This window comes from Pseudomonas sp. IT-P74, assembly GCF_949768175.1.
Taxonomy (GTDB): domain Bacteria; phylum Pseudomonadota; class Gammaproteobacteria; order Pseudomonadales; family Pseudomonadaceae; genus Aquipseudomonas.
Genome location: NZ_CATKQD010000093.1, coordinates 290,247 through 309,860 on the forward strand (window position 1 = coordinate 290,247; position 19,614 = coordinate 309,860).

General features: G+C 62.4%; 14 protein-coding genes and 1 pseudogene. 3 read left to right on the forward strand and 12 right to left on the reverse strand.

Annotated features, from left to right (window positions below; all coding sequences use genetic code 11):
- Window positions 1-202 precede the first annotated feature (202 nt).
- Window positions 203-1,081: pseudogene (locus tag ACM6J5_RS29075) on the forward strand (methyl-accepting chemotaxis protein); the annotation flags it as partial.
- Between the two features lie 201 nt (window positions 1,082-1,282).
- On the forward strand, window positions 1,283-1,987 hold the full coding sequence (locus ACM6J5_RS29080) for a methyl-accepting chemotaxis protein (RefSeq protein WP_411740600.1): 705 nt from the start codon (window positions 1,283-1,285) through the stop codon (window positions 1,985-1,987).
- Between the two features lie 155 nt (window positions 1,988-2,142).
- Here ACM6J5_RS29080 and ACM6J5_RS29085 read toward each other — a convergent pair whose 3' ends face one another.
- The 8 genes from ACM6J5_RS29085 to ACM6J5_RS29120 form a co-directional block, all read right to left on the reverse strand.
- A complete protein-coding gene (locus ACM6J5_RS29085) occupies window positions 2,143-2,562 on the reverse strand; it encodes a type II toxin-antitoxin system VapC family toxin (RefSeq protein ID WP_414929803.1) in 420 nt (139 codons plus the stop codon).
- Window positions 2,559-2,804, reverse strand: a complete 246-nt coding sequence (locus ACM6J5_RS29090) for a FitA-like ribbon-helix-helix domain-containing protein (RefSeq protein ID WP_046038645.1) — start codon at window positions 2,802-2,804, stop codon at window positions 2,559-2,561. The genes ACM6J5_RS29085 and ACM6J5_RS29090 overlap by 4 nt, the downstream gene beginning before the upstream one ends.
- An 87-nt stretch (window positions 2,805-2,891) precedes the next feature.
- Entirely contained in the window at window positions 2,892-4,265 is a 1,374-nt protein-coding gene (locus ACM6J5_RS29095) for a DUF1329 domain-containing protein (protein WP_414929804.1), read from the reverse strand.
- Between the two features lie 170 nt (window positions 4,266-4,435).
- Window positions 4,436-6,391, reverse strand: coding sequence for a DUF1302 domain-containing protein (locus ACM6J5_RS29100; protein WP_414929805.1), 1,956 nt, complete (start codon window positions 6,389-6,391; stop codon window positions 4,436-4,438).
- Between the two features lie 60 nt (window positions 6,392-6,451).
- Window positions 6,452-7,741 carry a phospholipase gene (locus tag ACM6J5_RS29105; protein ID WP_414929806.1) on the reverse strand — a complete coding sequence of 430 codons (1,290 nt, stop codon included), beginning with the start codon at window positions 7,739-7,741 and terminating at the stop codon, window positions 6,452-6,454.
- A gap of 239 nt (window positions 7,742-7,980) precedes the next feature.
- Window positions 7,981-9,549 (reverse strand): FGGY-family carbohydrate kinase, encoded by a 1,569-nt coding sequence (locus ACM6J5_RS29110; protein WP_414929807.1) that lies wholly within the window; start codon window positions 9,547-9,549, stop codon window positions 7,981-7,983.
- Between the two features lie 20 nt (window positions 9,550-9,569).
- Complete coding sequence (locus ACM6J5_RS29115) at window positions 9,570-11,165, reverse strand: glycerol-3-phosphate dehydrogenase/oxidase (protein ID WP_414929808.1); 1,596 nt, start codon at window positions 11,163-11,165, stop codon at window positions 9,570-9,572.
- Between the two features lie 5 nt (window positions 11,166-11,170).
- Entirely contained in the window at window positions 11,171-12,766 is a 1,596-nt protein-coding gene (locus ACM6J5_RS29120) for an FAD-binding oxidoreductase (RefSeq protein ID WP_095942468.1), read from the reverse strand.
- 210 nt (window positions 12,767-12,976) lie between these two features.
- Here ACM6J5_RS29120 and ACM6J5_RS29125 point away from each other — a divergent pair, with 210 nt between their 5' ends.
- Window positions 12,977-14,005: an AraC family transcriptional regulator gene (locus tag ACM6J5_RS29125; RefSeq protein ID WP_095942469.1), complete on the forward strand. Its 1,029-nt coding sequence runs from the start codon at window positions 12,977-12,979 to the stop codon at window positions 14,003-14,005.
- A 200-nt stretch (window positions 14,006-14,205) separates the two neighbouring features.
- Here ACM6J5_RS29125 and ACM6J5_RS29130 read toward each other — a convergent pair whose 3' ends face one another.
- From ACM6J5_RS29130 to ACM6J5_RS29145, 4 genes are all read right to left on the reverse strand, one after another.
- The gene (locus tag ACM6J5_RS29130; RefSeq protein WP_414929809.1) at window positions 14,206-15,663 is read right to left on the reverse strand and encodes an N-acyl-D-amino-acid deacylase family protein; all 1,458 of its coding nucleotides are present in this window, start codon (window positions 15,661-15,663) and stop codon (window positions 14,206-14,208) included.
- 1 nt (window position 15,664) lies between these two features.
- Window positions 15,665-16,525 carry a MurR/RpiR family transcriptional regulator gene (locus ACM6J5_RS29135; protein ID WP_414929810.1) on the reverse strand — a complete coding sequence of 287 codons (861 nt, stop codon included), beginning with the start codon at window positions 16,523-16,525 and terminating at the stop codon, window positions 15,665-15,667.
- A gap of 14 nt (window positions 16,526-16,539) precedes the next feature.
- Entirely contained in the window at window positions 16,540-17,889 is a 1,350-nt protein-coding gene (locus ACM6J5_RS29140; RefSeq protein ID WP_414929811.1) for a gluconate:H+ symporter, read from the reverse strand.
- 185 nt (window positions 17,890-18,074) lie between these two features.
- Complete coding sequence (locus tag ACM6J5_RS29145; protein WP_095942473.1) at window positions 18,075-19,520, reverse strand: SulP family inorganic anion transporter; 1,446 nt, start codon at window positions 19,518-19,520, stop codon at window positions 18,075-18,077.
- Between the last annotated feature and the right edge of the window lie 94 nt (window positions 19,521-19,614).

The window sequence follows — 19,614 nt, forward strand, 5'->3', positions numbered from 1 at the left end:
GCTTCCAAAAAAAACAATCTTCCAGCCAACCGACGATAAAGAAGTACCAAGTTCCTGGAGGAATGTGATGAATAGCTGGTTCGGCAACATCAGCGTGAACCTGAAACTGGGCCTGGGGTTTGGCCTGGTCCTGACACTGACCTGCGTTCTGGCCCTGACCGGCTGGACCAGCCTGGGCGGGTTGATTGACCGCAGCAACTGGATGAGCGACATCACCCAGCTCAACGCCGGCCTGACCAAGCTGCGCGTGGTTCGCCTGCAGTACATGCTGACCAACGGCGACGAAACCGCCGCGCAGAACGTGCAGACCACCCTTGACGCCTTCTCGGCCCAGCAGCAAGCCCTGCTGGCGAAGTTCAAGAGCCCGGAAAACCTCAAGCTGCTGCGCGAGCAAGGCACCGTCATCGACGCCTACAGAACGTCACTAGGCAAGATGCGCAGCGCCTATCGCGCCGGCAACAGCGCCCGCGACGCCATGAGCGCCAACGCGGAAACCGCCAACACGCTGATCAATGACATCAATACCCGCGTGCAACAAATGCCGTTGAGCGACCAGCGTTTCGAACAGTTCCAGGCCATCACCGCGGCCAAGGAAGCGTTCCTGCTGGCGCGCTACGAAGTGCGCGGCTACACCGCCAGTACCAATGCCGAGACCGAGCAAAAAGCCGTCGGCCAACTGGACGCCGCCATCGCCAGCCTGAAACCGCTGAACGTGCATTTTGCCGATTCCCAACAAGACGCCCTGCGTCAGCTGGAAACCGCGCTGGGCAACTACCGCAGCGCGTTGCAGACCTACAAGGCCGCCAGCAATGACGCAGTGCAAGCGCGCAAGGAAATGACCGACCAGGGCGCCGCCATCGTGTCCCAGAGCGATCAGCTGTATCAGATCCAGCTCGACCGTCGCGACGCCGAAAGCGCCCGGGCGCGCACTCTGCAACTGATCAGCACCCTGCTGGCACTGCTGGTGGGCATCATTGCCGCCGTGGTCATCACTCGCCAGATCACCCGTCCACTGCGCGAAACCCTGGCGGTGGTCGACCGCATCGCCAGCGGTGACCTGTCCCACAATGCGCTGGTCACCCGTCGTGATGAGCTTGGCGTGTTGCAACAAGGCATCGCGCGCATGGGCGTGACCCTGCGCGACTTGATCAGCGGCATCCGCGATGGCGTGACCCAGATCGCCAGCGCCGCCGAAGAGCTGTCGGCCGTGACCGAGCAGACCAGCGCCGGGGTCAACAGCCAGAAAGTCGAGACCGATCAGGTCGCCACCGCCATGCACGAAATGACCGCCACGGTGCAGGAAGTCGCGCGCAACGCCGAAGAAGCCTCGCAAGCCGCTGCGGCGGCGGACGGCGAAGCCCGTGAAGGGGACAAAGTGGTCAACGAAGCCATCGCTCAGATCGAACGCCTGGCCAGCGAAGTGGTGCGTTCCACCGAAGCCATGAGCGTGCTGCAACGGGAAAGCGACAAGATCGGCAGCGTCATGGACGTAATCAAGGCCGTCGCCGAGCAGACCAACCTGCTGGCACTCAATGCCGCCATCGAAGCGGCCCGGGCCGGTGAAGCCGGTCGTGGTTTTGCGGTGGTGGCCGACGAGGTCCGAGGCCTGGCTCAGCGTACGCAGAAATCCACCGAGGAAATCGAAGGCCTGGTGGCCGGCCTGCAGAACGGCACGCAACAAGTATCCGCCGTGATGAACAACAGCCGCGTCCTCACCGATAGCAGCGTGGCCCTGACCCGCAAGGCCGGCGAGTCACTGGAGAACATCACCCGCACGGTGTCCAACATCCAGTCGATGAACCAGCAGATCGCCGCCGCTGCCGAACAGCAAAGCGCCGTGGCCGAAGAGATCAGCCGCAGCATCATCAACGTGCGCGACGTGTCCGAACAGACCGCCGCGGCGAGCGACGAGACCGCCAAGTCCAGCATTGAACTGGCGCGGCTGGGTGGTCAATTGCAGCAGATGGTTAGCCACTTCCGCGTGTGACATTCAGCGCTCGCTGAATCGACCATCCAATCGCGAGCAGGCTCGTCCTGTAGGAGCGAGCTTGCTCGCGATGGTGGTCAACGATAACGCGTGCATTCTGAATGATCGCGGCGCTGGCAAGTTTTTCGCGAGCGAGCTCGCTCCTACAGGGGGGCTCAGCTCATCCAGGGATCTATCACTTCAACACCGCTGAACTCGAAATCTCGTACATTGCGGGTGGCTATGGCTGCCCCATGGCTTCGGCAAATGGCAGCGACTTGCGCATCTGCCATTGAAACCGCACGCCCATTGGCTTCAGCACCTGCCGTCAGCGTTGCGTACTCAACAGCGGCATGAGCATCGAACGGCAAAATGCGTCCGGCAAAGTCCTCTTCGAACATGGCCATGGCATGGGCTTCAAGTTTCTGTTTGCGCTTGCCCGAAGGCAGGCGTGCGATGCCGTGGAGTATTTCTGCCACCGTTATCGCACTGACTGCCAGGTCCATCGATGGCTGCGCATCAACCCAGGCAAGCACCCGGGTTTCAGGCTCGACTCGCATAAACTCAGAAAGAACGTTGGTATCGAGCACTATCATTCAGAAAAATCCACCGCCGTTGCTTTCTCTGAACGCTCTGGCAGATCAAGCTCGACGCCTCCGAGAGCGCTGAATCTGTTGCGGATCCTGCTTCCAAGTCCACCGGCGCGATCAACAGTCGCCAAGGCCCTGCCCAGAATCAGGCGAGCCTCTTCTTCCATGGAATGTCCGTTATGAGCCGCTGTAATACGCAGCTGCTCCTTGAGCTTCTCATCAAGGTTTCTAATGGTGATGCTGGCCATGATGCCCCCTGCAATCAATGAAATCATTGATTGCAGGCTAGCACATCCTGGTAAACCAAAACCCGGCAATCTTCCGAATGGCCAATATCACCGCGTCCCGCGCTGGCGCAACGCCGACGGCATGAAGTACGCGTCTTCCGGCACCGCTTGGGCGAAGTCCACTGTGGCCGGCTCTTCGTTGTCCAGGTTCTGCACGTAGTAACGACGCGCCTGCAAGTCATGGAATACGTCCAGCGCGCTCCAGGTGGTGGGCAGGTCGTAGAAGTTTTTCAGGTAGGCCATCGACACCCGCCACAACTCCCCTCGCCCGTCGTATTGATCCACCAAGGCGGCGCCCCAGCTGTCCTCGTCCAGAAACAGCACGCGCTTGGAATAGATATGCCGCGCGCCCGGTTTGAGCATGCCTTCGACCACCCAGACCCGATGCAGCTCATATCGGGTGAATTGCGGGTTGAGGTGGCCCGGTGTGAGCAACTGCTCGTACTTCACCTCAGGGCTGCCGACTTTGTAATTGTTATAGGGAATGTAGACCTCTTGCTTGCCCTTGAGCTTCCAGTCGTAGCGGTCTGGCGAGCCGTTGAACATGTCCGTATCGTCCGCCGTGCGCAGGCCGTCGGATGAGGCGATCGGGGTGTCATACGCGAGGTTCGGCGCCCGGCGTACACGGCGCTGGCCCGCGTCGTAGACCCAGGCCTGGCGCGGGTCCTTGAGCTGGTCCAGGGTCTCGTGAACCAACGCTGCACCGCCCGCCAACCGGGCCGGGCTCTTCACGAACGCCAGGTAGTAGAACAGGATGTTCTTCAGGTCGGCAAACTGCCCGCCCGGGCGGTAATAGTTGAACAGCCCTTCCTGCTGCGAGGTCACGAGCGCGAAGCTGCCGTTGCGTTGTACCGGTGCTTCGGAGGCACGACGGACCACATAGATGCCGCGATAACGGGTGATGTGGTTCCACAGCGCCTCGATGCCATCCTTGGGCACCGGGAACGGCACACCGCCATAGGCATCGGCAAAACCGGTTCCGCCATCGAGCAGCTTGGTCGCGGTCGCATTTTTCGAGGTGTTGTCATACAGCCACTGCGGCGCCGAGCCCGAGCGGCGAGAGGGATAGACCGGCATCTGGAAGGTGTCGGGGTAGCTGTTGAACAGTGCGATCTGACCCGGGCTGAGGTGGGCCTTGTACTGTTCAAGGTTGGCCTTGGTGATGGTGAACAGCGGCTTGTCCGCCGCATACGGGTCCAGGTGATGCTGACCCGGCTTGTAGCCCGCCGGCGCCTGAGTGATACCGCCGTTCCAGGCCGGAATGGTTCCGGCCGCATTGCCGGCACGCTCGGCCCCCAGCGGCGTCAGCGTGGTCTTCAATTGCTCGGCTAGCTGGGGCGTGACCGCGGCCAGCGCGCTGCCGGCGGCCAGGCTCAGGAACAGCGCCAGCGTGGTCTTGGTCAGTCGTGAAGTGTGAAACATGATCGTTCTCCGAAAAAATCCAGCTGGTCTGCAAAACACGGCAGATCCCTGTAGGAGCGAGCCTGCTCCGGGCGGCGTTCCGACGATAGCGGTGTGTCAGCCGACATTAACTTCGACTGAAAGTCCGTCATCGCGAGCAGGCTCGCTCCTACAGGGGGATGAGTTGGAACTCACAAGAAATACTTGAGGTTGAAGCCGACGTTGTCGCGATCACGCAGGCCGTTGTCCTGCCCACCGCCGTAGAACTCGGTGTATTGCAGCTCGGCCTCCAGCTTGTTCTGGTAGTTGGCCTTGATCCCCAGGGTGTAGGCCTTGCGGCCCTCGATGACGTTGCCCGCCTGGTAGCTGTTGCCCTCGAAGTCATCCTTGTAGACGACATAAGGCGAGACGTTGACCCCGGCATACACGTCGTTCCAGGTGCCGTTGAGCATCGCGGTGTAGCTGTAGGAGTTGCGGTTGACCTGGTCGCTGCGTTCGCCGCCGGACACATAGGAAAAGTTGCCGGTGCCAGCGTAGTAACGGGTACTGCCGTCATACGCGGTGTATTGCAGGCTGCTGCCGCGCAGGTGCTCGGACGCCAACTCGAATACGCCGAACATCGAGTCGAATGACAGGCTCGGGCCAAAGTTGTAAATGGTGCCCAGGGATGTGTTGAACGCTTCCACCCGTTCGGCGTTATTGATCTGGCTGTCGAGCGTCACCTGCTGCCCGCCGATGTTGATGGTCTGGCCGCCTGCCGCTGCGGCGGCGCCGTTGGCCAGGTCGCCGATCAGGTCGTTGGTGGCGGCGACCCCGATGGGCAGGTTCGGCCGATAGGCCACTTCACCGAACACCGACGCCTGGCCCAGGGTGGTGTTGAAACTGAAGCCGTACATGCGGATGTCTTCGGCGTAGCGCCGATGCGCCTGGATATTGCCCAGCACGTCCATGGTCGCCAGGCCGTTGGCCAGTTGTCCCGCCTGGCTGCCGGCGACACCGGCCAACAAGTTGGTCAGGGCATTCATGTCGATGCCCTGGTACCCGCCCAGATCGGCGGAAATGGTTGGTTCCTTGGCGTGGTAGTTGACCATGTACAACCCGAACTCGGTGCTGTTGAGCTCTTCTACGATGTAGCGAAAAGCGAAACCGAACTGGCCGTCGTTGCGCGCGTTGAAGTCCTTGCCGACCGTGGCCACTTTGACGGTGTTGCCAAAGGCCGGGGTGACCCCGTTGGCGTACAGGCCGGTGGTGCTCAGGGCCTGGCTGAGCAGCGGGTTGTTGCCCAGCGCGCTGTACAGATCGATCACGTTGCCGAAGCCTGGCACCGGGGTGTCCAGGGCGGTACCGCTGAAGTTGTTGTAGGCGGTGTTGCCGCCGTCGGCGAACAGGTCCGTCTGCGAGTAGAACGTGCCGACCGGGTCGATGCGGGTTTCCTTCCAGTTCGTCTGGTAAAAGCTTTCCATGGTCAGGCTGTCGGTCAGGCCGATGTTGAAGCTCAGCGCTTCCACCGGTACCAGCACTTCCTTGACTTCGGCCCCGGGCAGACGGTACTTGGCCGCATCCACCGGGTTGGTGGTGTTGATCCCGCCACGGTAGAAAATCCCCTCGCCCCAGTTGAACACCTGGCGCCCTATGCGTGCCGTGAGCGGCATCTGCGCGACGTCCCAGTTGCCATAGAGGTAGGCGTCGAGCATCTCCACCCGGCTGCCGGCGATATCGCGGGTCTGGTCGGTGAAGTGGTCGTCCTGCGGGAAACTCTGGCTGGGTTGCGACGGGTTGTTGTTACGGTAGTAATCGTTGCGCTTGTCCATCAGTTGGGTGTCATAGAACGCGGTGCCGCGCATGAACATCCCGTAGTTCTGATAGTTGGCCTCGAGCTCCGAGGTGATCTTGTACACCTCGGAAACCAGCCCGGTGTCGAAGTTGCGATTGCCGTCGTTGGTGTTGACGTCATCGTTGTTCTTGTCCCGGCCCTGGACCCGCCACAAGCGGCCATAAGACAAGGTACTGTCGAATGAACCGGTGACCTGATTGTCCAGCACGCTGAACTCCTTGGCCTGCACGCCGTCGACCGCGCACAGTTGCAGCAGCCCTGCCAGGCCCACGCCGGGAAGCGCCGCGCCAGACAGGCGAAATCGAGTGCTCATGATCCTTTCCTCTTTCCCTGGTTTTATTGTTTTTGTGTTCTGACACTGTTGCTGCGATGGCTATGGCGCCAATCCCGCGCGGGTATAAATCCGGCTGTGGGCGCCGAAATGCCCCAGCAGTTTGAACAGCTGCCGGTTAAGTGCCGGATGGTCGAAGTCTTCGCGCTGCAGCTGATTACCGTTGCTGAAATCACTGGTGATCGGTGCCATGTCCAGCCACTGGCCGATGGCTTCATCAAACGCCGCGGATTCGTCGACGGACTCGGCACTCACCACTTCACGCAAGTAGTCCACCGAGTACGGCGGGTAATGGGTGTCTCTGGCAGAGTCGGCATAAACGTCGAGCATCGGATGGGGCTGCCCCGCTCGCAGTAATCGACGCAGCCATATCGACTGATACTTCTCCACTTCCATGTGCCGGGTGGCGACCCGTTCGATGGACGCCTGCTTGTCGGCATCGAAGCCGGCCAGAGCCTTGCCTTCCAACAGAAGAAGATTGGCGAGGTCGACACCGGGCAATGGCTTGGCGTGATAAGGCTGGGTCAGGTCCTGAACGTGGTGCAGGCCCCAACCGAGAAATCGATAACCCCAATAGGGATGGCCAGTGGCAAACGCCAGTCGCGCCAAGCCCATGTACTGGTAGGCGCGCCAGTCCGGCCAGCTGCGCTGCAGAAATCCGGCAGCGGCGTACACCACCGGGCTTTCATGGAAGAAGCCCATATGGAAAGGCGCCTGGGAGCTGTACTGAAACCGCGCGTCGCCGAAAGACTGCGGCCCGAAGCCGTACAACGCGCCCACCTCGCCCGGGTTGTCGCTGAACAGGTTGATGTCGTGGCCGTAATCCGGCTCATCGGCGGCGCTGGCCAACACGGCCAGGGGCGCGACTTGTTCGTGGTCAGCCACAACGATGAAGCGCTGGCGGTTCCACGGTGAGAGCGTCTGCTCCACCATGACTTGTTCGGCCTTGAGGTGCTCACGCTCGGGCAGATCCTTGCCCGGCAGCGGCTGGATGACCATCGCCAGATGAATCCCGGGATTGATGCGCAGTGCGGTGAGGAAGTCGTGGCGCAGATTGTCCCCAGGCACGGCTGGCAATCGCAGGTTGTCGGGGCGCGGCGGGTATTGGGCGAAGTGTTCGCGGGCGAAGCGTTCCTGCTCATCGAGCAGCGCACTCACGGCTTGGTATTGCTGGGAAAGAAACTGTTCCAGCGGCTCGGCTTCGACCTGCGGCGCATCACGCAACGTCGGCAAATCGTGCAACGCCAAGTAGCTGCCCACCGTATGGTTCGACCAGCCCCAGGCTGTGGGGGCCGTTGCACAAAGCAGCAACAGGAGGAATGTCAGCTTCATTGCCTGGTTCTTATTGGATGTGCCGTGGGGGTTGAGCCTAACAACCGACCCAGCCCCTGACACTGTCCGATCTCACCAGAAAAGTTCTCCGATAGCGCCACATGAGGTGGCGTGAAAACACCGCTGAACATTGTAGGAGCGAGCTTGCTCGCGATGGCGGAGTGTCAGTCACTATTGATTTTACTGACACACCGCCATCGCGAGCAGGCTCGCTCCTACAGGGGTTCTTCGGTGTTCCTTCAGGCCGGGTAACCGGTGATTTTGCGGATGCTCTGGTACAACGGCTTGAGCTGTCGATACATGCGCAGGTAGACCTCTTTGTACAGTCGCTCATAGATCTGCTGCGCCTCGGGTTGCGGCATGAATACCGCACCGACCCGCGTCATGGCGGCCATCGCCGTGGGGAAATCCGCGTGCAGCCCCAGGCCCACCGCGCAGCAAATGGCCGCGCCCAGGCCGGACGCTTCGTAGACATGCGGACGCTCGGCCGGCAGGCCGAAAATGTTCGCCGTGAGCTGCATCGCGGCATCGCTCTGGGAGCCGCCACCGGCGACACGCAAGCGCGTGATGGAGACCTTCGAGCGCTTCTCGATCTTCTCCATGCCCTGACGCAAGGCATACGCCAGGCCTTCGAGGATCGCCCGGTAAATGTGCGCGCGGGTATGCACGTCGCCGAAGCCGATCATCGCGCCCTTGGCTTCCACACCCGGCTCGCGGATGCCGGGCGACCAGTAGGGTTGCAGCATCAACCCCATGGAACCCGGCGGCACGGCGTCGACCAGCGCATCGAAGAGTTGTTCGGGCTCTACGCCCTGGGCTTTGGCCTGCTGCATTTCCCGCAGGCCGAACTCGTTCTTGAACCAGCTGACCATCCAGTAGCCGCGATAAATCATCACCTCGCAGTTGTATTGATCCGGCACCGCGGACGGGTAAGGCGGAATCAACGGGACGATTTCCAGATAGCGCGACCGGGTGCTGGTGATCGTCGCCGTGGTGCCGTAGGAAAGGCACACAGTGCCTGCGTCAACGACGCCAGAACCCACGACTTCGCAGGCCTTGTCGGCACCCGCGGCGATCAGCGGCAGCCCCTCGGGAATCCCGGTGTGGCAGCTGGCCTCGGCGCTGATGTAGCCCAGGGTTTCACCGGGTTTGTGCAGGCTCGGCAGTTGCTCGGGACGCACCGCCAGCGCCTGCCATTTCCAGTCGGTGGGGGCGGCCCATTTCAGGCGTTTGAAGTCGAACGGCAGATAACCGACGCAACAGCCCACCGAATCGACAAAGCGCCCGCAAAGGCGATGGGTGAGAAACCCCGAAAGCAGCAAAAACTTGTCGGTCGCCGCCCACACTTCAGGCTGATTGCGGGCGATCCAGTTGGCCTCGGCCTGGGCGCGAAAGTAGTCCACCGTGGCTTGCGCGCCGACCAGTTTGAACAGCCAGCCCCAGGGTCCCTTGATGCCGCCTTTGACTTCGTCCTGGCGTTGATCGAGCCACAGGATCGCCGGGCGCAGCGCCTTGCCCTGGGCATCGACATTGATCACTGTGCCGCGCTGGGTGGTCAGGGATACACCGGCAATCTGTGAACGATCGACGCCGGTTTGCTGCCACAACTGCTGGCAGGCCTCACCCAGTTTTGCCCAGTAATATTCCGGGTCCTGCTCGGCCCAGCCAGGTTGAGTCGAGTAATAGGCCTGCAACTCGACCTTGCCTTTGCCCAGCAGATTGCCCTGCAGGTCGAAGAGCAGCGCGCGCACGCTCTGGGTGCCATTGTCGATGGCCAACAGGTAACGCTTGTTCGGGTGGTTATCCATGTAGCTCTCTTCAAGGGGCATCAATGCGCGGCATCCGGCAAACCATGATGGCGTTGCCACAACGCCTGATAACGCTGTAATTCCTGCTGCCAATGCTCATCGTCCCAGCCCAGTCGCGGTTGGCAGAGTTGGCCAATGGCAGCGAAATAATCCTCGCCACCGCGTGGCAGCAACAGGCCCAGGCGGGTTCGGCGCAGCAGCAGGTCATCCAGGTGCAGGACCATTTCCGCATCGCAGGCAACGGCCAGCTCCGCCCACAAGGTGTCGGTGCCGCCGACGGTGTCGTGGCCCAGTTCGCCGAGCAGCTTCGCCAGCCTCGGCAGGTCACGGCCATGCCGCCCGGCCAGGCGCCGCCAGCGGTTGGCGCTGAGTCCCGGTATAGCCAGCGGCGGCACGATGGCGAACACCGGCGCGGCGTCATCATTGAAGGGCCGGTCGAGCATGGTCGCGCAGGCCTTGAGCACTTCGATCGCCTGCGGGCGAAAGGTGGTCAGCTTGCCGCCGGCCAGGGTCACGCAACCCGGCTCCTGCCACAGCACATGCTCGCGGGTTTCATTCGACGGTTTGCCTTGATGCTCACCCGCCGCACTGCCCACTACCGGGCGCACACCCGACCAGGTCGACAGCACGTCGGCAGCGACCACTTCAGCGCCGGGGAATTGCTGACTACAGGCCGCCAGCAGATAGTCGAGTTCCTCAGGACTGATGCTCGCGCTCTGGTCCAGATCGCCGTGATGATCGAGGTCCGTGGTGCCGACCACCGTGGCCCCCTCCCACGGGAAAACGAACACCGGTCGACGGTCGCGCTCGTGCAGGAAGGTGAAGGCTTGCGCCACTGGCAGACGCCAACCCGGCAACAACAGATGACTGCCACGCAACGGGCGCAACTGGCGAGGGGCTTCGGGCAGGCGCAAGCGCTCGGCCCACGCGCCGGTAGCCACGGCCAGCACAGCACAACGCAATGTCAGTGATCCGCCGCCCTCGCAGTCTTCGACCTGAACCCCGCAAACACGCCCCTCTTCACGTAGCAATCGCTGCACGCGCACGCCGTTGAGCACCACGGCGCCGTCGGCCCGGGCCTCGCCCAATACGCGCATCACCAGGCGGGCATCATCGGTCAGCGCATCGATAAAACAGGTGCCGCCCAGCAGGTCATCTTCCTTCACCCCGGGCGCCAGATAACGCAGTTGTTGCGCGTCATGGAAGTGATGGCTGCGCCGCCCGGCCAAGGCGTCATAGATGGACAGCAAACCACCCAGCACCCGAGGTCCGGGAAAACCGCCACGGTAATGCGGCATCATGAAACTCATCGGCTCCACCAGCCCCGGCGCTTCGTCGAGCAGGCGCTGGCGCTCGCGGACCGAATCGCGGGTCAGGCGCCACTGGCCCTTGGCGATGTAGCGCAAGCCGCCATGGACCATTTTCGAGGAGCGGCTGGAGGTACCCCAGGCGAAATCGCGCTGCTCCAGTAGCAGGCAGCGCCAGCCACGGCGCGCGGCTTCGCGCAGGATGCCGGCGCCGCTGATGCCGCCGCCGATGACGATCAAATCCCAGGTTTCATCCGCCAGCGTCGGCAGCACCCGCTGTCGCCACGCCGCGTTCCAGTCCAGGCTCATGGCCGTCACTCCTGCAACAGCGTGCCAGGGTTCAGTCGCCCGGCCGGATCGAAATGCCGACTCAGTGCCTGCAGGGTGTCCATCGCCAGCGCGCCCTTTTCCCGCCGCAGGTACGGCGCGTGATCCTTGCCCACGCCATGCTGGTGGCTGATGGTGCCTTGGTTGTCGACGATGGTCTGGCTGGCCGCCTGTTTGAGTGCCTGCCAGCGCGCCAGGGTGGCGGGGTAGTCCGCCGCCGGGCGAAACACATAGGTGGTGTAGATGCTCGACCCCTCGCCGTAGACATGGGAAAGGTGGGTGAAGACATGCACCCGCTCGCCTTCGGCAGCCAGGGCGTCGCGCAGGCTGTTTTCGATCAGCGTGAGGAGGTTATCGACGTTGCTCCAGTCGGTGGCCGTTTCCAGGGTGTCGACCACGTAACCTGCGTTCCACAGGTTCTCGCGCAGGTAGGGAAAACGAAAACGGTTCTGCGCCCACTTCTTGCCGAGCAAGGTGCCGGTAAACACCCCGCCGAACGCCTTGAGGTGCTGCCGGGCCTGACGCAGGGACAGCGCATTTTGCCGACGGTTACCGGTCACGCCGAACGTCAGCAGGCATTTGCCCGCACCGGCGCCGCGCAGGGCCAGGTACTTTTCCAGCCAGGCGATCTGCTGCGGGTGACCGGCCAGCGCCAGCTGGGTTTCGGTTTCCACCGCGTTGGACAGGCGCAGCATCGACAGCGGCACCCGCGCCTGGGCCAACTGGCGGATGGCTTGCAGCGCCTTGGGCCAATCGGGCAGAAACACCCCGTAGAAACGCTCATCGGCAGGTAATGCGCTGACCCGCACCTTCACCTCGGAAATGATTCCGAAACGGCCCTCACAGCCCAACACCACCTCACGCAAATCGGGCCCGGCCGCCGAGGCCGGAAAGGAGGGAATTTCCAGAGGTCCGGCAAAGGTTTCCAGGGTCCCGCCGGCGAACAGTTGCTCGATCCGCCCATAGCGCAATGACTGCTGGCCACTGGAGCGGCTGGCGACCCAACCACCCAGAGTTGACAGCTCCCACGACTGCGGGAAATGCCCCAGAGTGTAACCCCGGGCGCGCAACTGACTTTCCACCTGCGGCCCACTGGTACCGGGGCCGAAGGTGGCCAGCAGGCTCTCTTCGTCGAGCTCCAGCAGGCGATTCATGCGGGACAGGGAAACCGTCACCACCGGCCGCGCGGAAACCGGCGGATTGATGTGGCCGGCCACCGAGGTGCCCCCTCCATAAGGAATCAGACACAGGTCCTGTTCATGGGCGAGCAGCAGTAACCGGCGAATCTGTTCAGCGCTCACGGGATAGGCCACGGCGTCGGGATAATTTCCCAGCGCGCCCTCACGCAACGCCAGCCAGTCCGGCAGGCTCTGGCCGCGAGCATGCAGCAAACGATCATGGGCATCCACGCTGTACAAGAAGTGTTGCTGCAACCGCGATGGGGGTACGCGGGCCAACGCCGTCTCAAGCGTCGCGTCGGGCAGCGCTCGACCGTCACCCACCCGCCGGGCGAGAAAACCCGCGCCCTGGGCCGGCAGTTCGACCACCGTGGTTGCATCTCCCCAGCCGTTCCAGCGTCGCATGCCTGTGTCCTTTTGCGGTTCTGATCAGTGATATTTCAGGCCCCCATACTAGTCAGCCGCCCGAAAGTGTCACGGTCGCATCGGGCCAGTTCGAGTAGCCAATTGAGTCAAACGTCGCGCAGGCGTCAGCCATTTACTTTAGCCGTGGTTTCAAATTACCTTTCAGGGCATTCATCCGCGCACGCGGGCCTTGATCAAAGGAATACGGTCATGCAATCCCTGGGCTTCACTTCAGTTCCGCCGCTGCTCAAATACCTGCGACATGCCGAACAACTGGGCATGGCCATCGAGCCGGCGTTGGCGGCTGCCGGGTTGCAGGCACAGCAGTTGAGTGACAACAGCCTGCGGTTGCCGGGTGAAGCCCATGAACGGCTGCTCGATTATTTCTGCGAACACTCGGGCGATGCGTTGTTCGGTCTCAACGCCGCGCGTTTTGTGTTACCCAACTCCTGGAGCGTGCTGGGCTACATCACCATGAACTGCGCGACACTGGGCGACGCCATGAGCCGCATCATGCCGTTCGAGAAGCTGGTGGGAGACATGGGCGTCAGCCGCGCCGAAGTGCAAGGCAGCGAGGTGCACCTGATCTGGACATGCCGCCATCAGCGCCCGCGAATTCGCCGGCACCTGGTGGAAAACGTGCTCGGTTCCTGGCTGCAATACGCGCGCTGGATCGCCGACACGCAAATGTCGCCGGCCGCCGTCTGGCTGGAACATGCCTGCCCGGCCGACACGACGCTGGCAGAATACGAGCAGTTCTTCGACTGTCCGGTGCTGTTCGACCAGCCTTATTCGGCGCTGATTGTCCCGTTGCCGTATTTGCAGTTGCCATTGCGCCAGGCCGATGCGCAATTGCTGCGCACACTGGAAGAACATGCCCAGGGATTGATGGCCACACTGGAGGACGCGTCGCTGGAGCAGCGGGTCAAAAGTATCCTGCGAAAGTTGCTCAAGGAAGGTCTGCCACGCAAGGAGCAGGTGGCCGAGCATCTCGCGGTGTCCGTGCGCACGCTGCAACGCCAGCTGCATCTGGCCGGAACGTCGTACCAGCAGATCCTCGATGACCTGCGCCAGGAACTGGCCGAGCATTACCTGCTCAACAGCACCCTGCCGATCCAGGACATCGCCCAGTACCTGGGCTTCACCGAACCCCGCTCGTTTCACCGCACGTTCAAAAGCCGGCGCGGGATGCCGCCGGGCGAGTTTCGCCAAACCCACCGGGTGCCGAACGAAGGTTGAAGATCAGAGGCTGGTGGGAGCGAGCCTGCTCGCGATGGACGTTAACGATGACGCGTTTCTACAGGATAAACGCGGTGCCTTTTTGTCCATCGCGAGCAAGCTCGCTCCTACAAAATACGTACCGACCAGCAAGGGTAGTCGGCGCGGAAATGCCATACTCCAGCCTCAAAGTGCCATCATTATGACGCAGTGCTCGAAACTCACTGAAAACCCGTGCGCAAATCCCCTTCCCGGGCCAGGAACCGCCCTTGCCTGCGCCCGTTGGCCTGGCCGTCGCGGTAACTCAACACACCGTTGACCCATACGCCCTCGATGCCTTGCGCCGCCCGCTGCGGATCGTTGAAATCGGCGACATCGCGGATGGTCGCCGGATCGAACAACACCAGGTCGGCCCAATGGCCTTCGCGGATCTCACCTCGCCCCTTCAAACCGAAGCGTGCCGCCGACAGCCCGGTCATTTTGTGTACGGCGGTGTGCAGCGGGAACAGTCCTACGTCACGGCTGAAATGTCCGAGCACCCGGGGGAATGCGCCCCACAAGCGTGGGTGTGGAAACGGGTCTTCCGGCAAGCCGTCGGAGCCGACCATCGACAGCGGATGCGCAAGGATTCTGCGGACATCCGCCTCATCCATTCCGTAGTACACCGCACCGGCCGGTTGCAGTTGGCGAGCGGCCTCCAGCAACGGCACATTCCATTCGGCGGCGATGTCCATCAGGTCGCGACCGCCCATTTCCGGGTGCGGGGTCGACCAGGTGATGGTGATGCGGTGGGCATCGGTCACCTGCTTCAAATCCAGAGTCGAAGAGCTCGCTGCATACGGATAACAATCGCAACCCACCGGGTGGGTTTTCGCCGCCTCTTCGAGGGATGCCAGTAGCTGCGGACTGCGCCCCCAGTTGCCAGCACCGGCGCATTTGAGGTGGGAAATGATCACCGGACTTTGCGCATGGCGACCGATCTGGAATGCCTCGTCCATGGCCTCCAGCACCGGTTCGAATTCGCTGCGTAAATGGGTGGTGTAGACCGCCCCGAACGCGGTCAATTCTTCGGTCAGTTGCATCACTTCATCGGTGGATGCCGAGAAGGCGCTGGCATAGGCAAGGCCGGTGGACAGGCCCAAGGCGCCAGCCTCGAGGCTTTCGCGCAGTTGCTCGCGCATCGCACTGATTTCTTCCGCCGTGGCGGTGCGCAACAGGTCATCCAGATGATTGCTGCGCAACGCCGTATGGCCGACCAGCGCGGCAACGTTCAGCGTGGTGTTCGCCGCTTCGACCGCCGCGCGGTAGTCACGGAAGGTCGGATATACGAACGCAGCGGCCGTGCCCAGCAGATTCATCGGGTCCGGTGGATCGCCGCGCAAGCTCACTGGCGACGCGCTGATCCCACAGTTGCCGACGATGACCGTGGTCACGCCCTGGCTGAGTTTGGGCAGCATCTGTGGCTGACGAATCACCACGGTGTCGTCATGGGTGTGCACGTCGATGAAACCCGGCGCCAGCACATGGCCCTGCGCGTCGATTTCTTCGCTGGCGCGGGCATCGCGCAAGTCGCCGATACGCTCGATGCGCCCGTTGAGAATGGCCACGTCGGCGGGGTAACCGGGGCGGTTGCTGCCGTCGATGATCAGGGCGTTGCGAATCAGCGTGTCGTACTGCATGTCAGTCTCCCAGCGGCAAGTGATCGTCGCCGCCGCGGTATTCGTCGAGGGCGAGTTTGATCCGCCGCAGACGTTCTTGATTGTCTTCAGGATTGGCCAACGCCAGCTCGGTGGCGAGCACGTCGATGGCCAGCAGCATGCCGTAGCGCGCTGCCGTGGGTTTGTAGATGAACGAGGTTTCGGCGCTTTGCAGGGGCAGGACGACGTCGGCCAGTTGCGCCAGCGGCGAATCGGCCCGGGTGATGGCCAGAATGCGTGCGCCGTAGTTGCGCGCCAGTTCCACTGTTTCGACCAGTTCCGGGGTGATGCCGGTCAGCGAGCAGACAATCACCACCTGTTCGGCGCTGAGGCTGGCGGCGGTGACGCGCATCATCACCGCATCGTGGCACACCGCAATCGGATAGCCGAGGCGTACCAGGCGCACTTGTAGTTCATCGCTGCACAGGGTCGAGCAGCCGCCCATGCCGAAAGCATGAATCATCCGCGCCTTGCCCAGCAGTTTCACCGCATCGGCGAAACGCGACTCATCGAACGCCGCCAGGTGCTGGCGCAAGGTCGACTCGATGTCGCCCACGATCTGCCCGTAGAACGCTGACTGCTCGGGCGTGCCCGCCGGATCGAGAAACCGGCTGCCGACGCCGCTGGCCTGGGCCAGTTGCAAGCGCAAGTCACGCAGGTCCTTACAGCCGACCGTGCGGGCGAAGCGCGACAGTGTGGCGCTGCTGACCTCCGCCCGCAGCGCCAGCTCCTCGAGGCTGGCGGAGGCAGCAAATCCTACGTCGTCGAGCATCAGGCGAGCGATGCGTCCTTCACCGGCGCTGAAGGAGTCCTGACGGGCGCGGATCTGGTAGAGGATGTCCATGCAAGTGGCTCCGGCTAAATCAGGTAAGAAAGACCAACGGTCAACGCGAAAGCAACGACCGAGATCAACGTCTCGAGCACGGTCCAGGTCTTGAAGGTCTGGGTAACGGTCATGTTGAAGTATTCCTTGATCAACCAGAAACCGCCGTCGTTAACGTGGGAAAAGATAACCGACCCGGCGCCAGTCGCCAGCACCAGCAACTCGGGATGGGGATAACCCAGACCAATGGCTACGGGTGCGACCACGCCTGAAGCGGTGGTCATGGCCACAGTGGCAGAACCGGTGGCGATGCGCATCAGCGCGGCGAACAGCCAGCCCATCAACAGCGGCGACAAATGAAATTCGTGGGCCAGGCCGACGATCTGGTCGGTGACGCCGGCATCCACCAGAATCCGGTTCAGGCCACCGCCGGCGCCCACCAGCAGCGTGATGCTCGCGGTCGGCGCCAGGCATTCGTTGGTGAATTTGAGGATCGATTCGCGGTTGAAGCCCTGGGCCAGGCCGAGGGTCCAGAAGCTCAGCAATGTCGCCAGCAACAGCGCGATCACCGAGTTGCCGATGAACAGCAAGAACTGGTTGAAACCTGTGCCCGGTGTGGAAATCAGGTTGGCCCAGCCGCCGATCAGCATTAGCACCACCGGCAACAGGATGGTTGCCATGGTGATGCCGAAACCCGGCAGACTGTCGCGCGGTTCACGCTCAAGGAACTGGCGTTCCAGCGGGTTTTCCGCCGGCAACTGAATGCGCGGCACAATGAATTTGGCGTACAGAGGACCGGCAATGATCGCGGTCGGAATGCCGATCAGGATCGCGTACATCAAGGTCTGCCCCACCGACGCCTGATACACCTGCACCGCCAGCATCGCCGCCGGGTGCGGCGGTACCAGCGCATGCACCACCGAAAGCCCGGCGACCATCGGCAAGCCGACCATCAGGATCGACACGCCCACGCGCCGCGCCACGGTAAAGGCAATCGGCACCAGCAAGACGAAACCGACCTCGAAGAACAGCGGCAGCCCCACCAGAAACGCGATGCAAACCATCGCCCAGTGCGCGTTCTTCTCGCCGAAACGGTCGACCAAGGTCCGCGCCACCTGCTCGGCGCCCCCGGACTCGGCCATCATCTTGCCGAGCATGGTGCCCAGCGCCACCACCAGTGCGATGTGCCCCAGGGTCTTGCCGACACCCGCCTCGTACGCCCCCACCACACCCGATGGCGGCATGCCAGCCACCAGCGCCAGGCCGATGGAAATCAGGGTGATGACAATGAACGGGTTGAGCCGGTAACGGGCGATCAGAACGATCAGTGCAATGATGGCGATGGCAGCATACACCAGCAGCCAATAACCGAAGGACAGGGTCATGCGGTACTCCTCGAGAGGGTCACGTCGAAATATTTGTGAAACTCTTAAAACATTTCGGAAGGTGATTTTCAAACGAGGTGAAAGTCATTTTCGTGCAGAGGTAAGGCGTGTCGCGCAGAGGTATGAGTTGTCGCAAATAATGAAAATCAGGCAGGCGGATTTTCATCGCACCTGCCTGTTTGATTTCAGTCGTGCTGCATCCGGGCGCGCTTGAGCAATTTCTTGCAACGCTCAGACAAATGCAGCACCCGCAGGTGCTTGCCGGCCCTGGTGTAGCGCTCGCGCAGGGTGCCCAGCGCGGCGATGGCCGAGTAGTCGACAAAACTCAGGTGCTGGCAATCAAGTGTCACTTGCGCCGGGTCATTGGCCGGATCGAACTGATTGAGGAAGGGTGTGGTCGAGGCAAAAAACAGCGTGCCATGCACCCGGTACAGCTTGCTGCCGTCGTTCTCCAGGTGGCTGTCGGCATACAACTGTCGGGCCTGTTGCCAGGCAAAGTTCAGCGCCGCGATGATGATCCCGCAAAGCACCGCCATGGCCAGGTCGGTGAAAACGGTAATCACGGTCACCGCGATGATCACCAGCACGTCGTTGAGCGGCACCTTGTTCAGCACCCGCAACGAGGCCCAGGCGAAGGTCTGTTGCGACACCACGAACATCACCCCCACCAGCGCGGCCAGCGGAATGCGCTCGATCAGTGGCGACAGAAACAGGATGAACAACAGGATCATCACCCCGGCCACCACCCCGGACAAGCGCCCGCGCCCGCCGGAACTGAGATTGATCACGGTCTGACCGATCATGGCGCAACCGCCCATGCCGCCGAACACACCGGACACCACATTCGCCGCCCCCAGCGCTACGCACTCGCGATCCGGGTAGCCACGGCTCTCGGTGATTTCGTCGGTGAGGTTGAGGGTCAACAGGGTTTCCAGCAACCCGACCAGCGCCATCAGGATCGCGTAGGGCGCGATGATGCCCAGGGTGTCCAGGTTCCACGCAATGTCCGGCAGCGCCAGCGTCGGCAAGCCACCGGCAATGTGCGCCATGTCGCCCAGAGTGCGGGTCGGCAGGCCCAGCAGATACACCGCCACGCCCACGCCGAGAATCGCCACCAGCGCCGGCGGCACCGTACGGGTCAGGCGCGGCATCACATAGACAACCGTCATGGTCACCGCGACCAGCCCGATCATCATGTACAGCGGCGTACCGCTCAACCAGGCCTCCCCGCTCTTGAAGTGCTCCAGTTGTGCCAGGGCAATGACGATCGCCAGGCCGTTGACGAAGCCGAGCATCACCGGATACGGCACCATGCGCACCAGCTTGCCGAGCTTGAGCAACCCGAACGCCATCATGATCAGCCCGCCCAGCAACACCGTGGCCAGCAGATACTGCACGCCGTGCTGCACCACCAGCGCGACGATCACCACGGCCATCGACCCGGCCGCGCCGGACACCATGCCCGGTCGCCCACCGAACAGCGCGGTCAGGGTGCAGATGATGAACGCGCCGTAAAGCCCCATCAGCGGATTGAGATGAGCCACCAGCGCGAAGGCGATGCACTCGGGCAGCAGGGCGAAGGAAGTGGTAAGTCCGGCCAGGACATCGGCGCGTAGACGTTTTGGTTTCATGGAGGACCGCATGCAGGGGAAGCAGGAAAAGAGTGTGCGGATGTTACGGAATCAGAGGCAGCCCGGCCAGCAGATGGGCCAATGGAAACGCAAT

Excerpts from the sequence above, each read along its gene's own strand:
- ACM6J5_RS29080 (WP_411740600.1), top strand. The coding sequence starts at position 1,283 with ATGACCGCCACGGTGCAGGAAGTCGCGCGCAACGCCGAAGAAGCCTCG.
- ACM6J5_RS29085 (WP_414929803.1), bottom strand. The coding sequence starts at position 2,562 with ATGATAGTGCTCGATACCAACGTTCTTTCTGAGTTTATGCGAGTCGAG.
- ACM6J5_RS29090 (WP_046038645.1), bottom strand. The coding sequence starts at position 2,804 with ATGGCCAGCATCACCATTAGAAACCTTGATGAGAAGCTCAAGGAGCAG.
- ACM6J5_RS29095 (WP_414929804.1), bottom strand. The coding sequence starts at position 4,265 with ATGTTTCACACTTCACGACTGACCAAGACCACGCTGGCGCTGTTCCTG.
- ACM6J5_RS29100 (WP_414929805.1), bottom strand. The coding sequence starts at position 6,391 with ATGAGCACTCGATTTCGCCTGTCTGGCGCGGCGCTTCCCGGCGTGGGC.
- ACM6J5_RS29105 (WP_414929806.1), bottom strand. The coding sequence starts at position 7,741 with ATGAAGCTGACATTCCTCCTGTTGCTGCTTTGTGCAACGGCCCCCACA.
- ACM6J5_RS29110 (WP_414929807.1), bottom strand. The coding sequence starts at position 9,549 with ATGGATAACCACCCGAACAAGCGTTACCTGTTGGCCATCGACAATGGC.
- ACM6J5_RS29115 (WP_414929808.1), bottom strand. The coding sequence starts at position 11,165 with ATGAGCCTGGACTGGAACGCGGCGTGGCGACAGCGGGTGCTGCCGACG.
- ACM6J5_RS29120 (WP_095942468.1), bottom strand. The coding sequence starts at position 12,766 with ATGCGACGCTGGAACGGCTGGGGAGATGCAACCACGGTGGTCGAACTG.
- ACM6J5_RS29125 (WP_095942469.1), top strand. The coding sequence starts at position 12,977 with ATGCAATCCCTGGGCTTCACTTCAGTTCCGCCGCTGCTCAAATACCTG.
- ACM6J5_RS29130 (WP_414929809.1), bottom strand. The coding sequence starts at position 15,663 with ATGCAGTACGACACGCTGATTCGCAACGCCCTGATCATCGACGGCAGC.
- ACM6J5_RS29135 (WP_414929810.1), bottom strand. The coding sequence starts at position 16,525 with ATGGACATCCTCTACCAGATCCGCGCCCGTCAGGACTCCTTCAGCGCC.
- ACM6J5_RS29140 (WP_414929811.1), bottom strand. The coding sequence starts at position 17,889 with ATGACCCTGTCCTTCGGTTATTGGCTGCTGGTGTATGCTGCCATCGCC.
- ACM6J5_RS29145 (WP_095942473.1), bottom strand. The coding sequence starts at position 19,520 with ATGAAACCAAAACGTCTACGCGCCGATGTCCTGGCCGGACTTACCACT.